At 36.5% G+C, this 14,964-nt stretch carries 14 protein-coding genes; 1 reads left to right on the top strand and 13 read right to left on the bottom strand.

The genetic code is table 11. The features are described from left to right. Position 1 precedes the first annotated feature (1 nt). The 13 genes from WCG05_04040 to WCG05_03980 all read right to left on the bottom strand — a co-directional run bounded on the left by WCG05_04040 (position 2) and on the right by WCG05_03980 (position 14,082). On the bottom strand, positions 2-1,180 hold the full coding sequence (locus WCG05_04040) for a glycosyltransferase (protein ID MEI8321163.1): 1,179 nt from the start codon (positions 1,178-1,180) through the stop codon (positions 2-4). Then, entirely contained in the window at positions 1,177-2,226 is a 1,050-nt protein-coding gene (gene wecB / locus WCG05_04035; GenBank protein MEI8321162.1) for a UDP-N-acetylglucosamine 2-epimerase (non-hydrolyzing), read from the bottom strand. The genes WCG05_04040 and wecB overlap by 4 nt, the downstream gene beginning before the upstream one ends. Continuing rightward, entirely contained in the window at positions 2,223-2,957 is a 735-nt protein-coding gene (locus WCG05_04030) for a HisA/HisF-related TIM barrel protein (GenBank protein ID MEI8321161.1), read from the bottom strand. The genes wecB and WCG05_04030 overlap by 4 nt, the downstream gene beginning before the upstream one ends. Continuing rightward, positions 2,944-3,561 carry an imidazole glycerol phosphate synthase subunit HisH gene (hisH, locus tag WCG05_04025; protein ID MEI8321160.1) on the bottom strand — a complete coding sequence of 206 codons (618 nt, stop codon included), beginning with the start codon at positions 3,559-3,561 and terminating at the stop codon, positions 2,944-2,946. The genes WCG05_04030 and hisH overlap by 14 nt, the downstream gene beginning before the upstream one ends. Further along, on the bottom strand, positions 3,558-4,691 hold the full coding sequence (locus tag WCG05_04020) for an N-acetyl sugar amidotransferase (GenBank protein ID MEI8321159.1): 1,134 nt from the start codon (positions 4,689-4,691) through the stop codon (positions 3,558-3,560). The genes hisH and WCG05_04020 overlap by 4 nt, the downstream gene beginning before the upstream one ends. Then, positions 4,688-6,463, bottom strand: a complete 1,776-nt coding sequence (gene asnB / locus WCG05_04015) for an asparagine synthase (glutamine-hydrolyzing) (GenBank protein ID MEI8321158.1) — start codon at positions 6,461-6,463, stop codon at positions 4,688-4,690. The genes WCG05_04020 and asnB overlap by 4 nt, the downstream gene beginning before the upstream one ends. A 1-nt stretch (position 6,464) precedes the next feature. After that, a complete protein-coding gene (locus tag WCG05_04010; GenBank protein ID MEI8321157.1) occupies positions 6,465-7,712 on the bottom strand; it encodes a hypothetical protein in 1,248 nt (415 codons plus the stop codon). A 180-nt stretch (positions 7,713-7,892) separates the two neighbouring features. Continuing rightward, positions 7,893-8,837 (bottom strand): GDP-mannose 4,6-dehydratase, encoded by a 945-nt coding sequence (locus WCG05_04005; GenBank protein ID MEI8321156.1) that lies wholly within the window; start codon positions 8,835-8,837, stop codon positions 7,893-7,895. Positions 8,838-8,847: 10 nt separating this feature from the next. Next, positions 8,848-9,327 carry an acyltransferase gene (locus WCG05_04000; GenBank protein MEI8321155.1) on the bottom strand — a complete coding sequence of 160 codons (480 nt, stop codon included), beginning with the start codon at positions 9,325-9,327 and terminating at the stop codon, positions 8,848-8,850. A 10-nt stretch (positions 9,328-9,337) separates the two neighbouring features. Next, positions 9,338-10,891: a Gfo/Idh/MocA family oxidoreductase gene (locus tag WCG05_03995; GenBank protein MEI8321154.1), complete on the bottom strand. Its 1,554-nt coding sequence runs from the start codon at positions 10,889-10,891 to the stop codon at positions 9,338-9,340. Next, positions 10,884-12,641 (bottom strand): ABC transporter ATP-binding protein, encoded by a 1,758-nt coding sequence (locus tag WCG05_03990; GenBank protein MEI8321153.1) that lies wholly within the window; start codon positions 12,639-12,641, stop codon positions 10,884-10,886. Before WCG05_03990 ends, WCG05_03995 begins: the two co-directional genes overlap by 8 nt. After that, positions 12,641-13,420 (bottom strand): penicillin-binding transpeptidase domain-containing protein, encoded by a 780-nt coding sequence (locus WCG05_03985; protein MEI8321152.1) that lies wholly within the window; start codon positions 13,418-13,420, stop codon positions 12,641-12,643. Before WCG05_03985 ends, WCG05_03990 begins: the two co-directional genes overlap by 1 nt. A gap of 80 nt (positions 13,421-13,500) precedes the next feature. Continuing rightward, positions 13,501-14,082, bottom strand: coding sequence for a winged helix-turn-helix transcriptional regulator (locus tag WCG05_03980; protein MEI8321151.1), 582 nt, complete (start codon positions 14,080-14,082; stop codon positions 13,501-13,503). 189 nt (positions 14,083-14,271) lie between these two features. Between WCG05_03980 and WCG05_03975 the strand changes: the two genes are divergently transcribed. Beyond that, positions 14,272-14,487 carry a hypothetical protein gene (locus WCG05_03975; GenBank protein MEI8321150.1) on the top strand — a complete coding sequence of 72 codons (216 nt, stop codon included), beginning with the start codon at positions 14,272-14,274 and terminating at the stop codon, positions 14,485-14,487. Positions 14,488-14,964 lie beyond the last annotated feature (477 nt).

Genomic DNA, 14,964 nt, shown 5'->3' with positions numbered 1-14,964 from the left:
TCTAACCTTTTTTAAGAATTGAATTCCAAAACTCTAACCGCTGCTGAAGAGTTTTTTCAGTAGACAAATGATCTACGGCGTATTGGTGGAGTCTTTGAGCAAGCATATCACCTTCCGTTTCGATACGCTTAATCCATTTAACAGTTTCTCGAGCAATTTCTTCGATGTCGTTTTGATTTACTGGAGATCCGAGTTGTTGTTTCTGCAAATACTCATGGCCTGTCGAAACGCTTATGACTGGTTTTCCCATAGATATATATTGTTTTACTTTCTGAGAAGCGTTTCCAGTTCTTTTAATTTTATGTTCTTCAAAAAAAGAGTAGCATATAGTCATGGCTGCTATACAGGTGGGAATTTCTGAGTATGGCAGTTGTCCCGTTAGCAGTATTTTCTTTCTCGGGAAACTGGTTTGTTCGACTAAATTGTGCAACCTTTCATCGTATCCGACAATCAAGACATAAAGATTATTTATAGTGGATTCTAGTTTTTCCGCAACTTTCAATATTTGAGTGGCACCTCTTTGGGTCGGAAGACTTCCGGCAAATCCTAAAACTATAGAATTTTTTGGGACGTTTATTTTCTGTCGAGGCCGTAAAGTAAAATCTGGAAAAAACATCTCTGTGTTAATATTGTTATCTATTATTTTTGTTTTTTCGAATTGGGCTAAACCTAAGGCAATAAGTGTTTTCTTTGTTTCTGGCATAGCTACGTCTATAGCATCTGCCCTTCTATAAACCGCCTTGGTTATCAGATCATTAAAAAAGAGATAAATTCGGTCAGAAACTTTTTTAGAATCTGATCTACCAACCCACCAAAGAGCTGCAGTTTTTATAGATAGTTTAATTTTTGGATTAAAAATTTTCACGAGCAAGGGCACTATAGGATAGTCTGTAAGCCGACATACTAATATTTGGGTTTTTCTATTTTTAATTTCCTTATTTATGAGCAAAAAGCGACGAAACCATTTCAAGATCATTGATATTCTTGGCGCATCACCTAAAAAAAAGACATTTAACTTCTCTAATACAGGATTATTTTTATTCTCACTTGCCAGAAAAATAGAACAGTTCTTCACATTTAAAGATGAAAGAGATTTTATAAATTCAAGTTCATTAACTGCAGGTCCATCGTTTTTATTGAGATTAACTTCAGTATAGTATCCAATTCGAAGCATCTTCATAATTCCGCCTCCATAATTTTAACAATCTTACTGGCAGCGTCCCCATGGCCATAATCCTTGATATCCTGTCGTGATTTATAGTGTTCTATACTCCAAAGTCTATTCCAGCCAGCTTCAATAGTTTCTACCCATTCAGTTTCTGATCTCAATGTTACACAGGGTACTTTGTGAAAATAGGCTTCCTTTTGAAGCCCCCCAGAGTCTGTTAAAACATACTGAGCTCTGGATAATACAAACTGAATTTCAAAATAGCTTAATGGGTCAATAAGTATAAGATTGTTTAAAGATATTTGTGAATTTTCTAAAAATTTTCTTGTTCTCGGATGTACAGAGAAAATGATTTTCAGATCATTTTGTTTAGCAAAAGAATTTACATAGTTTAAAAATTTTTGAAACCCATCTAAAGATATCGTGGATTCTTCACGATGTATTGTTAAAAGGGCAAAGTTTTCTGGTAAAAATACAAACTTTTCTTTTAATGCCCTATTAGTATCTATTAATTTTAATGCATATAGTGTTGCGTCATACATGACGTCTCCAACAAGATGAACATCTTCTCTAATCCCTTCAACATTCAAATTGTGAACTGATGTCTGGGTAGGGCAAAATAATAAACTACTTAAATGGTCAGTTAAAACACGATTAATTTCTTCTGGCATATTTTTATTATAGGATCTAAGACCTGCCTCAACATGCAGAATTGGAATTTTTAGCTTAGCTGCTGCCAGAGCCCCTGCTAGTGTTGAATTTGTATCCCCATAAACAAGAACTGAATCTGGTTTTTCTTTAATAAAAATAGTTTCCAGTGCTTCAAGCATATGAGCTGTCATTTGGCCATGAGATTTCCCATTAATATTCAGGTTGTACATAGGGCTTTTTATAGCAAGCTCACGAAAAAAAATATCTGACATATTAGAATCAAAATGTTGTCCTGTATGCACAATAGTTTCTATAAACTTAGAGCTTTTTTTTAATGTTCTAGATAAAACAGCAGCCTTAATAAATTGCGGTCTAGTTCCCACAATCGAGAAAATACGTTTTTTCAACTGTCTACTCCATAATTAATTAAAACAGCTTTATGTTTTCCGTAAAAAGAAAAAAAACTCCCCGCTGCAACGGCAGATGCTCCGGAAGATAGCGCTTTATCCATATCTATTAAACTAGATGCGCCACCACAAACCATTACAGGAATAGAGCTCTTTTGGGCAACATTATGAATCAAATCGCAATCTAGTCCTTTGAAAGTCCCATCTCTATTAATATCGTGCAATAATATCTCTCCTGCTCCATGGTCAATAAAATTTCTTATAAAAAAATCTAAACTATTGGCTGAAACACTATCTCTGCTTCCATGATATTTGATTTTATATCCAAATAGAGTTTTCATAACATCAAGAGAGCAAATTATACTTTGTGACCCATATATTCTTGCGATTTCATCTATTATCTTAGGATTCAAAATTCCTGCACTTCCCAATAAAATTCTATCAAACCCCAGCTGATAAAGTTTATTAACATCCTCAACAGAAGAGATTCCGCCCCCATATGTCAAAGGAACAAAAGCTTGTGCACTTAATTTTTTAAGAAACTCAAAATCTATTTTTTTTGTAAGTGTTGCCCCAATATCGGTGATTACAAGTTCGTTAACCCCCTTCAAATTAAAAATTCGAATAGCATTTAATGGGTCTCCAAGATAGCGCTTTGGAACAAATTTTATCGTTTTTACAAGTTTACGATCCAGTATTTGTAACACAGGAATATATCTATTTTTCAACATGATTAATAAATTTTTTAAAAAATTCTAGTCCAAATCTATGACTTTTTTCTGGATGAAATTGCACCCCATAAATGTTGTCTTTTTTTATGGCTACAACAATTTTCTTATCGGATAGAAAAATTTCTCCGGCAATATTTTTACTATCTTTAGGCTGACAATAATAACTATGAACGAAATAATATTGAGCATGAGAAGGAAGAAAATAATTATTTATTCTACTTACCTCCTCCCAACCTATATGAGGAATCTTAACGTCATCTTTAAAAATATTTCTTAGAGCACACACCTCTCCCTTAATCCATCCTAAACCAGGAAGCACCCCTTCATCACTTTTTTCCAATAAAACCTGCATGCCCAAACAAATCCCCAAGAGGGGGGTTTTTCTTTTAAGAACAGCCTCTTCAAGAGGCTCTAGTAAATTATGTTGATACAGAGCACTCATGAATGCATCAAAAGATCCGATCCCTGGCAGGATCAGAAGATCAGCAGAAAGAATGTCTTTTGGATGACGGGATATAACGCTTTCATACCCTAACTTCTCTAGCATATTAAGAATAGAGGCTCTGTTACCAATCCCACAATCTACAATGGTGATTTTTTTCATTTTTTCAGCCAAATTTTCAAAGGCTTGATAAATTTTCTGTACAGAAAACGAACCCAATAATATTGCCAACAATTATAATGTGATGGGTAGTCATAAAAGGACCGATTAGGCTGATTAAAGAGCTTATCTAGCTCTTCGATTGATATTTCAAATTTTTCAGCAACGTATGCTTTTAAGTTTTTGATATCGTTTTTTGCAATAGGTGCCACGGCTAGTTCTTGGAAGGCCTCATCTCTTGAAATTTGCCCTGCACAGATTAAGGCTGAAAGATGACCTTTGCGTTTATCGTATCCAAATTTTTGCGGCAGCCAATAAGCTTGGTAGAACTTAGTGTAAATAGACTCATGGTGTTTTCCCGAATACGGCTGCCAACCAAATTCTTGTTGTAAAAAAACAGAGGCTTCGGCTTTATTAAAGTTGATATAAGACAAAATACGTTCTTTTTTTATAGAAGAAAAATGATTCCTCCACCACGTTTGAAGAAACGTGTAATGAGGGAATGTCTTAAGCTTTTTTCTACCATTGACACTAGAAATATATTTCCAATCCGAATGCCCCCTAGACCAAGTATTAGGCATAATAGATTCAGTAACAAGATTATTGCCCACCAAAATATACTTAATATTAAACTTTTTTGCGGTCTGGTAAAGAGATGCTACAATAGCATGATCCGTCGGGATTTCGCAATCAGGGACAGAAGCCTTCAAAAAAGACATCTGGAGAGAGCTGAATTCATTCCAGTCTAGCACCTCAGTCCATAAATCAATATCTAGTTTTCTAAGTATTTTTTCAATATTATGAACCGCCAATTCATCATTCCATCCATTGTCAAGATGAAGAGCCAAAGGACGCAGCTTAAGAACTTCTTTTACATAATACGCCACATAAGAACTATCTACCCCACCACTAACCCCTATCAGACAATCATATGGTTTGTTTATGCCATCTTTTTTTATTTTGGAAACTAAATCGTTCAGAATTTCTTCTGCATTTTTTCGAAATTTTGGGAGTTTTGGTATGTTTTGTTTGTATCTTTTACAATAGGTACACCCCTCACTATCAATATGAATTTCTGGATCTGTTGTATCCATTACACAGACAGGACATTGCTTGTAGGGCACAGAAATCATGATACTTTAAATTGCTCTGCCCATAAACCTAAAGAAAAAGAGGCGAGCACATTTTGATTTGAATCATGAGCTCGGTCAAAAAAATCTATATTCATATTTTCTATGATAGCATTACCTTTTGCTAAATAATAAGACAAATAGTCTTGATCTAGATTATTTATTAAAGTTTCCTGGGGGCTGGGAAATCCAAATTTAGTAACTCTGTTTCGCACGATTTCTGGCAAAATTCCTTTCATGGCTTCTCGAATAATAACTTTTGTGTTTCCTTTCTGAAATTTTTTCTCTGGAGGAAGTGAGATTAAAAATTCAACCAATCTATAGTCTAAAAAAGGCTGTCTGGATTCAATACTGAAAGCCATACTGGACCTGTCTTGCCATCTTAATTGGGGCTCAATTGACCTCTTTAACAAATAAATTGTATAATCTTGAAAATTATCAAAGTTTTTTAATCCACTAAAATCAGAATTCTTTCCTCTTGCTGACTGAATGCAAGAGATAATCTCTGGGCAAATTTGCAATAATGTATCCATTGCAAGAGTTTTTCCTTTAAGATTTTTATGAACTCTCAAACTACTATAGAACTCCTTTAATGCAGAAAATATGGAACCATTTTTTAGATAATGAGAAAGAAAATACGGGATCATAAATAAGTAACCACCTGTTAACTCATCAGAACCCTGACCATCTAGAACGACTTTTAGTTTTGTCTTTTGCGAAATATTTTTATAAATATTCCATTCAGATTGAATAGATGCACTAAAAATAGGTTCTTCTTGGTGATAAATTATTTTTTCAATATCCGACTGAAGTGATTCATCTTTTATTTCGCACAGATGATTATATAGGCCTGTTTTTTCTGCAACCGCATTACTATAAAATCGCTCATCAACCAAAAGGTCGGGAGACCAACTTGTAAATGTTTCCACATCTTTATAGGCAGAATTTTTTTTTGAAAGTTCACTGATCATACAAACAATAGAAGAACTGTCTAATCCCCCAGACAAAAGAGCCCCAACAGGAACATCAGCAATCAACCTTTTTTTTACAGAGTCTTGAAAAAGGGCTAAAAATTTCTCTTCAAGATTTCCTCCTTCTTTTGAATACTGGGGTTTATACCATACTTCAGCAGCATACCCATGTTTTTTCTCTGTAAAAACGTGACCTGCTTCAAGGTGATAAATTTTCTGAAATAATGTTGAATTTGAAAGAGGATGATGCCTAAACAATAGAAAAAAAGATAAATGATCTTGATCGATTAAGAGAACATATTCTGGAATAGAAAGCAATTGCTTAATTTCAGATGCAAAGGCAATTTTATTACCTTGTCTGTAATAGTAAAGGGGTTTGACTCCAAAGCGATCTCGGGCCGCAAACACCTTCTTTTCTTTGTCATCCCAAATGACAAAGGCGAACATACCATTAAAACGGTTCAGGCAATCAGCCCCCCACTCCAAATAACTTTTTAGAAGAACTTCTGTATCAGTCTTGGTTTTAAAATGGTGGCCTAAACTTTCAAGTTCTTTGCGAATCTCGATATAGTTATAAATTTCCCCATTATAAGTCACCCAATAGCGTTGGTCCTCAGTACTCATAGGTTGATGACCATCTGCACTTAGATCAACAATGGCAAGCCGTCGATGACCCATTACTACAGGACCATTGGGAGAATTAAATTCATTCCAACCCCTACCATCTGGGCCTCGATGAGCTACACTATCTATAACAGAGGGAGGAAGGTTTTCAAAACCTATAGAAAAAAAGATACCGCACATTTTATTTTATAAATAATTTTATCATGAAACGTTGAAATAAGTTTTCAGCTGCACTGAGAAGCTTTTCTTTATGATTTGGATGGGGGAATAATTCTTTCTCAATTTTGCCTGATAACACATTATTTAAATGAGAAACAAATGCTTCTGCACTGTAGTAATCTTTGTATGCTTTAAAAAATTTATTGCGCAAGTCTTTACTTCTAATATTTTGCAAGGTTTTTCTAATATTATTAGCCAATTCGATAGGATCTCTATTAAATGGAAAAATGGGCAAATTCCAATTAGTATTTTCATACTGAGGATTAAATCCTCCAAAAACAATACAAGAATGAGCCATTCCTTCCATTGCAAGCCTTCCCCACAAACCAGGTTGATCTATAACAATATCTGCCGTTTTTAAAATCTTAATGACTTCATCATTAGTTTTATTCTCTAGTAATAAGAAATCAAATTTAACATTTTGGGCGCGCAGAATTTCTATTGCATCTAAAACAATTTTAGTCCCTTTCAGTTCTCTATGACTTGGTGCATGCACTATAAGAGGAACTATATTATTTATTTTTTTATCTGGCGCTAAAAAATCTTTTTGGCACAACCTAAAGTAATAAGCACCATCATCTAAAAAAGTTTCCATATTCATCAATGTATAAATTGGAATACGTAAATAGCTAGGAAATTTCTGATAAAATAATTTTTGCAAAAAAACGAGGGTTGGAAACATCTCATTCAAAGAAGGAAAACAATACTCCATTCCTTCCATTTTCATTAATTTATTGTGAATTGGCCTATAACGGACGTCATCTCCACAATGAAAAATAACTATTTTTTTCCTCAAGATTTTTAAAAGAACAAGGTCTAGGTTTACAGGAAGAAAGGTACAATTCCAGAAAAATATAAAATTTTCTTTTCCATATAAAAACTTAGGCAGATAAAAAGCTTTTTGAAAGAAAACCCAATATTTCCTTAGATTAGGATATTGATTGAGCCATTCTGGTATTTTAATAGTATAGTCATATAAATTATTTTTATCAAAAAAACCTACTATCCCCATAGCTGTCACGTCATCAAAACCACAATAATTAAGAGCAAATTTAGTGGAATAGATACATCCGCATAATTCCTGAATACCAACGAAATACCCTTTTCCTTTTATTTTGAGAGGTAAAAATATTAATATTAGTATTGAAAAATAGAAAAAAGATAAAAAAACAATTAAACTGTTGTGAAAAAATCCTATTAACAGGAGCATGATGCGCCAGAAAAACCTGAGTATATTCATTTATTGATAAAAAATATTTATTTTATTAGAGTTTTTTAAGGTGACTTTTTGTTTAAATCTTAATACATTCATCGATAAATTATAGCGTGATAGCAATTCTGCTACTGCAATATCTGTATTGACTAGTGATCCGCAAGCAAGAATCGCCATTTAATGCTTTTTATACCATTCTATTGTCTGACTTAAACCATAAGAAAAAGGTGTTAAAGGTATATCCTTAATAGCTGCTTTTAATCTACTAGTATCAGCTAAATGTCTTTGTACATCAGCGCTTCTTTTGGGTTTATATAAGAAATTACCCTTAAAACCCATAAGATTAGAAATTTCGGTCACTAATGATAGTATGTTTGTCTCAATACCAGACCCTATATTATAGAATTTTTCTTTAAGAATATGCGGATGGTCTATAAATTTCTTTATTATATGTACAGTATCCTTAACGTATATAAAATCTCTGGTTTGCAAACCATCTCCTTCAATAATAGGTTCTTTTTTATCCAATATTCTCATAATCGTAACAGGTATAATAGCAGCTAAGGCCTCTCTGTTTTGCCTAGGTCCATAGTTATTAAAAGGTCTTAGAACTAATACATCTAGATCAAACATATTGAGATAAGAACGGATAGCTAAATCCGCTGAAGCTTTCCCGGCCGCATATGTCGTTTCTGGAAGGAGCGGATGATCTTCATTTATTTTTTCACAAACAGCAGAGCCAAAAACTTCTGAAGTCGATATGTGTAAGAGCCTTTGGTATTTTTTTAATCTTAACGCCTCTAAAAGATTAATTATTATTTGATTGTTAACATTAAAAGCTTCAGCAGGGTTTTCAAATGAATACAATAAAGCTTTAGTAGCAAAATTTATAATAATATCTGGTTTTTCAAGATGTATGATATTGTTTAGACTTAGAGTATTAGCTGCATCCTCTTTATAGATTTTTATTTTTTTATTATAAGACAACGCATCTTCAAGATTTTTCATATTTCCTAGAAAGAAATTGTCAACCACAGTAACTTTTGCTTCTTGCTCTTTTAGTAAACGATCGACAAAATGGCTACCAATGAACCCGGCACCTCCTAAAACTAAGTATTTCATATAATTCTTTCTACTCTTCTGACTTTAAAGATCTTACAATTTTTGCTGGATTTCCTTGCACTAAAGTATTAGGGGGAACATTTTTTGTTACGGTGCTCCCTGCACCAATCAGAGCTCTTTTGCCGATTGTAACACCACAAATAATAACACACCCAGCTCCTATTGAGGCTCCATCTTCAATAAGAGTATCAACAACGGTCCAAAGACCACTTGTGGCACGGGGATACTTGTCATTAGTGAAAGTTGTATTAGGTCCTATAAAAACTTCTTTTCCTATTTTTAAACCTAAATATAACTGAACTCCATTTTGAATTTTGCAATCATTGCCAATTACAACCCCTTTATCAATGTATACACATTGCCCTACGTTACAGTTTTTTCCTATAACAGCCCCTTCTCGAACTTTTGACCAGTTCCAAATTTTTGTTTTCTCTCCAATAGAGGCATCAGGGCTAACTTCTGCAGTTTCATGAACGAAAAAATTTTTCATTAAATTCTCCTTAATTCTTTGATTTAGAAATCAATTCCATCTCCACAATTTCATACCTTCTTCCCTCCCTAGGGCAGACCAAGTCTTCTCCTAGTTTTTCACCTGCATGAGATACCCAACCGATTTGTTTGGCTGGATTGCCTACCATGACAGCATGAGGTTTGACGTCTTTTGTAATTACGGCTCCTGCACCAATCAAGCTATAAGCACCTAATTTATTGCCACAAACAATAGTAGCATTGGCACCAATCGTAACACCTTTTTCCACATAGGTGGTGCGGAATTCATCTTTGCGTTCAATTTCAGCCCGCGGCGTATGAACATTCGTGAAAACACAAGAGGGTCCACAAAAAACTCCATCTTCTAAGATAACCCCTTTATAAAGGCTGACATTATTTTGAATCTTGCAACGATTTCCCACGACTACATCGGGACCAATCATTACGTTTTGGCCAATCACACAGTCTTTCCCTATTTTTGTTCCCTTTAGAATATGGGAAAAATGCCAAATTTTCGTTCCCTGCCCAATTTCAGCCCCTTCGTCAACAAAAGCTGTTTCGTGGACAAAATAGGGAAGGGTTGCAGTTTTTAAGTTAATGGTTTTATGGGAATGTAACGACTGTTGAGCTGCATCTAAAACTTGCAACACTCTTAAGCCCTCAAGGCCATCTGTTCTAGCTTTTTGATCATTTTTAATGCACTCAATAAAATGCTCACATTCAAGCTTAAGGGGTTCGGCAGCCTCCAAAGAAACGTTAACAACTTCTGCCTTTTCCGGGTGAGGCATCCCATCAATCCAATTGACCTGATGAGGGTACAATTTTAGCTTTTCTTCCCAAGGAAGACCATCATCAAATACAGCCATTCCCTTTTCTCCAACCACAACAAGCTTTTGTTCTTTATAGGGATGCAGCCAGGACACAAAAACATGAGCCTGTATTCCATTTTTAAAAGACAAGTGGGTCGTAGTTACATCTTGAATATGGGGATGCAAATGGCAGGCGCCTGTGGCATAAACTGTTTCAGGAAGGTCTCCAGCTAGCGCCAAAATCATAGAAATATCGTGGGGGGCAAAACTCCACAAAATATTCTCCTCATTGCGAAATTTTCCTAGATTCAAACGATTAGAATAGATATATTGAAGACGACCCAGACGACCCTTTGAAATAAGACGTTTGAGTTCTAAAAAGGCAGGATGGTATTGCAACAAATGACCCACCATAAGTTGGCGATTCGATTTGGTAGCAAGATCGCAAAGTATTTTAGCTTCCTCAATCTTTAAGGAAAGCGGTTTTTCTACAAAAACATGTTTTCCAGCTTTCAGCGCTTGTTGAGTAAGTTCAAAATGTTGAACCGCCGGCGCCGCAATAACAACCCCACTGACGGAACTTTTTAATACCTGATCTAGTGTTAATGAGGGCACATCGTAAGTTGTAGAGGCTTGAAGAGCTAATGTTTCATTCGCATCGCAAACTGAATCCAGAGCCCCCAGTTCTGAAAAATTTCGCACCAGGTTTTTACCCCAATATCCACAACCAATAACAGAGATTTTAATGTTAGACATTTTTTTCCATTTTTTTAGCCTTTGCAACATCAGAAATTGAGCACTGTTCCACCTCAACTACCCGATCACAGTCCTTTAATGTGCTCAAGCGATGAGCAATCATGATAACGGTACGATCTTTAATGACAGAATGAATCGTTTCCATAAGGCGCGCTTCCGTTGCTGTATCTAAAGAAGACGTGGCCTCGTCAAATATCAAAACTTCCGGGTCTCTATACAAAGCACGGGCAATGGCAATACGTTGGCGTTCACCACCAGACAAACGAATTCCTCGTTCTCCCACAATAGTTTTAGGGCCATTGGGAAGTTGGGCAATTAGGGCCCCTAGCTGAGAATCTTCAATCACTTTCATCAATCTTTTCTGGTCAATTTTCTCTGGTTTTTCGCCAAAGGCGATATTGGCTTCAATCGTATCGTCTGTCAAATAAATAGATTGGGGCACATATCCTATTTTGGTATGCCATTGGTAAGAGTTAGCCGGATACTGACCATCAATCACAATAGTGCCGTGGTAAGGCTTTAAAAGGCCTAGAATCAAATTGATGAGAGTGGATTTTCCCGAGCCCGTCTCGCCCACAATACCAATACATTCTCCCTTTTTGATTTCCAGATTAATTTTGGATAAGGCATCTTTTTCCGTATTGATGTATCGAAAATCAACGTCCTTTAAAGTGATGGATTTTTTAAACTGAAATTGGGGAATTTCTTCATAATTTTCTTTCAAAGTATCCATATGATACTCTTCATACACTCTTTCAATGTTTGGAATTGCGGCCTTAAACATATTTAGAAACCCAATCATTTTATTAAGTCCTGGCATCAGGCGAAAACCGACATACAAATACCCCCCCGCAATGCCCAACATTTGAAGAGAATTTTCATGACTCATGCATAAAAAAGAAATGGTGCCAACAAAAAGACCCACAAACAGTATTTCTATTGTAATACGTGGCAAGGCATTAAATGCCATCTGAGCTGCCTGAATTCGTGATTTTTCCTTGGAATATTTATAATATGAATTCACAAATATCTCTTTTTTCCGCAAAAGAATAATTTCTTTAAAGGCATGAAAAAATTGATACAGATGCTCTTGAGCCTTTATATTGGCTCCTTGCATTTTTTGTCCCCAGTTATAGAACAAGGGAAATACTAATTTGATCATTAAAAATGTTAAAATACCCCCTATTGTAAAAACAAATAGGGCAAGGGAGGGGTTCATATAAACAATCACTCCAACAAGACAGAAAAAAACGACAGATTCAGACAAAATAACGGCTATAGAAAGCATACCATTAGAAAAGGCATGTTCCGCATCACCACTTACCGTAACAGTGCCAAAGGAAGAATTCCGTGTCAAATAAAAACCATAATCCATTTCGGCATATTTATTTAAAAGCCTAGACTTAAATTCATAATTCATTTTTTGGATGGCGAAGTTTTGATAAAAAATTTCTGCGGCGGCTATAATATTTTTAATTAAATAAATCGCCCCAAAAGTCAGGGCAATATAGAAAATTGTCCGTTGTGGGGAAATTTCGGCAGTAATGCCCAATTTTGCGAAATATTTCTGTCCCACCAAAGGGTCATTCAGCACCTGCGCAAAAATCACGATTACGGAGGCTGTAATCACCTCTAACAAGGAGGAACACAAGGCGAATCCCGAAATTCCGATCCACTTTAATTTTTCTTCCCGCGTTAAAAGAGCCCGCAGTTTTTGAATGGCTGAGAATATAGAGGGGGAGGTTGTCATCAATCTAAACTTTTCCCTATCTTTTCAATCGCCAATTCCTTAACTATAGGCCCATTCACACCTTCGCCCTCGCCCACACAGGCAAATGTTTTTGTGTCATTTCCCCTTTGAATCCATCCTACGAACCACCCAATGTTCGTGTCCGTTCTAGTCCCGTCTGAATCTTGCTTTCTGCCAGAACCTGTCTTTCCATAAAGCTTCCAATTATTTGGCAAGGTTGTTAAATACAAAACTTCCCGGGTATGGTCATAGGCTTCTGCTGAAATTCGAAATTTTCTAGCAACTACATTGTCCAAAAAATCAATTTGCTGCAAAGGGGTTATTTGCAAAGAGCTACTTAACCAAGACATAACTAAACCATTATTCAGTCCAGCATCCCCAGACAAATCCTTATTACCATAATTGAACATATCCACATAATGTTGGAATTTTTCCATACCCATTTTTTGGGTCAAAATCTGCGAATACCATACACAGCTATTCGTAATCCAAGATTGGGGGGTTTGGTCTTGGGCGTGTTTTTCAAACCCCACAGGTCGTCCATCATAGGGCCATAGAGGATGTTGACTATCCACCAAAATCCCTGAATCAAAACCCATTAGACTTAGGGCAATCTTAAAGGAAGAACAGGGGGAATAGGAAGCTTCACAATTCCCCTCCCGCTGAATAATTTTACCCTTTTCTTTCATAACAAAGCAAAAAGAAGATGGTGTCCCTTGACTGTATTGTGCCAAGAAAGTCGTAAACAGAAGAATGAGTAAGAAATATTTTTTCATCATTTTTACCAATGCTGCCGCAGTCTGGGTGCGCCCGCAATTTTTGGCGCCAGACCGAAAAGGTTAGTCGTTTAATATCACACCTAAAGTTTTTTGGCTTTAGAAATGTGCAAAAGATCCAACACCAAAATACGTGCAGGATCTATCTTTTTTTGCAACCGATCATAAGTACCCTGGGGGTCCGCAATGTCTGTAATCAACACAGCATCATACCCCTTCAAGCTTTCTAATTTAGGTACAATTTTTACCTTAAGTTCTGTGCTTTGGGCCACAAGGGCGGCAATATCTGCCAAATCGCCCTTCCCAGCCAACGCCACAGAAAAGAATCCTTTTTCCAAACACACCCTAAAAACTACATCGCACTGGGACCGGGCATCGCGAAAAAAAGACAGGGAAGAAGAAAGATAATCGCGCACCATCTGGCTTTTTTCTTTAAACCCCTCGGGCGTTAGGAAATAAGCAATACGGCGGGGGGAAACTTGCGAGGCCCGCACCCATCCCTTTGTAACACAGCGCTTTAGATATTGATTCATCAGTCCCAAAGCAACGCCCAAATCAGAAGAGAGGCCGCGCTGAGTAAAGGAAGGATTTTTTTCAATAGCGTTCAATAGGCCCATCAGGACCTTTTGTTCAGCTTTATTCCGTGTTTTTTGAAAAGTTGCCACGCCTTGTTAAATCCTTTTCGTTTCGTTCATGAACAGAACATAGATCAGAAAATGGATAGAGTCAAGGAATTCTGTATGTTGCAAAAAAACATCTTTGACCGAGTTTTCTTTTAGAAAGGTGTTGACGCTATGCTTGGGGCGTGCGTATATTGGGGTTAAATAAGTTTACGAATGGAGGAATTGAATAAAATGAAAAAATCACTATTAATAGTATCTTCTTTGGCCTTGCTTACTGTTTTCGGATTTGAAGCAGAAGCTAGATTTGGCGCAAAAGAACGCGAAGCTTGTGAACAAACTTGCACGAAGCGTGGTATGGGAATGAGTCCAACAGCTTCAGAAGAAGCTGGGAAATGTACTTGCCGTGGCGATGACGACGAAACAGTTAACGCTGAAGACTTGAACTAAAAACAAGTTTTACAAAAAGCTTTTACAAAGCAAAAGAATTTAAAGCCCTTACAGGGCAAAAACTGAAAGCAAGATGGTTACACTGTCTTGCTTTTTTGTTGCCTGTGTAGATGCAGAAGATATAGGGGAATCGTCCCTTCCGTTGCCCTCTCTCTTGTTGCCTTCCTCGGCCCCATTTTTTACCTTCCTTGCCCCACCCTTGAATTCCTCGGGCCCCCTTATTGCCTTCCTCAGGCTCTCTTTTTTTGCTTTCCTCGGGCTTGACCCGAGGACCCACGCCTTACTTCTTTCGGTAACCCAACCGGGGCGCGTTCCGCACCCGAGGGAATCAATGAAGAGTAAACCCTACCCCCGTCATCCCGAGGAGGTCGCAAGACCGACGTGGGGATCCAGCTTTCTTTCTTCACTTTTTTACTTCTAACCTATTGACATTTGGTATAATTACATGATATATATTTGTCTTGTCTAGACGGAATA

Source organism: Alphaproteobacteria bacterium (genome assembly GCA_037146715.1).
GTDB lineage: Bacteria > Pseudomonadota > Alphaproteobacteria > UBA7879 > UBA5542 > JBAWWO01.
The sequence above is the reverse complement of the archived record's forward strand: the minus strand, read 5'-3'. Positions and strand labels throughout refer to the sequence as shown.

Bases quoted from the DNA above. Each gene is read 5' to 3' on its own strand.
- WCG05_04040 (MEI8321163.1), bottom strand. From the start codon at position 1,180: ATGAAGATGCTTCGAATTGGATACTATACTGAAGTTAATCTCAATAAA.
- WCG05_04030 (MEI8321161.1), bottom strand. From the start codon at position 2,957: ATGTTGAAAAATAGATATATTCCTGTGTTACAAATACTGGATCGTAAA.
- hisH (MEI8321160.1), bottom strand. From the start codon at position 3,561: ATGAAAAAAATCACCATTGTAGATTGTGGGATTGGTAACAGAGCCTCT.
- WCG05_04020 (MEI8321159.1), bottom strand. From the start codon at position 4,691: ATGATTTCTGTGCCCTACAAGCAATGTCCTGTCTGTGTAATGGATACA.
- asnB (MEI8321158.1), bottom strand. From the start codon at position 6,463: ATGTGCGGTATCTTTTTTTCTATAGGTTTTGAAAACCTTCCTCCCTCT.
- WCG05_04010 (MEI8321157.1), bottom strand. From the start codon at position 7,712: ATGCTCCTGTTAATAGGATTTTTTCACAACAGTTTAATTGTTTTTTTA.
- WCG05_04005 (MEI8321156.1), bottom strand. From the start codon at position 8,837: ATGAAATACTTAGTTTTAGGAGGTGCCGGGTTCATTGGTAGCCATTTT.
- WCG05_04000 (MEI8321155.1), bottom strand. From the start codon at position 9,327: ATGAAAAATTTTTTCGTTCATGAAACTGCAGAAGTTAGCCCTGATGCC.
- WCG05_03995 (MEI8321154.1), bottom strand. From the start codon at position 10,891: ATGTCTAACATTAAAATCTCTGTTATTGGTTGTGGATATTGGGGTAAA.
- WCG05_03990 (MEI8321153.1), bottom strand. From the start codon at position 12,641: ATGACAACCTCCCCCTCTATATTCTCAGCCATTCAAAAACTGCGGGCT.
- WCG05_03985 (MEI8321152.1), bottom strand. From the start codon at position 13,420: ATGATGAAAAAATATTTCTTACTCATTCTTCTGTTTACGACTTTCTTG.
- WCG05_03975 (MEI8321150.1), top strand. From the start codon at position 14,272: ATGAAAAAATCACTATTAATAGTATCTTCTTTGGCCTTGCTTACTGTT.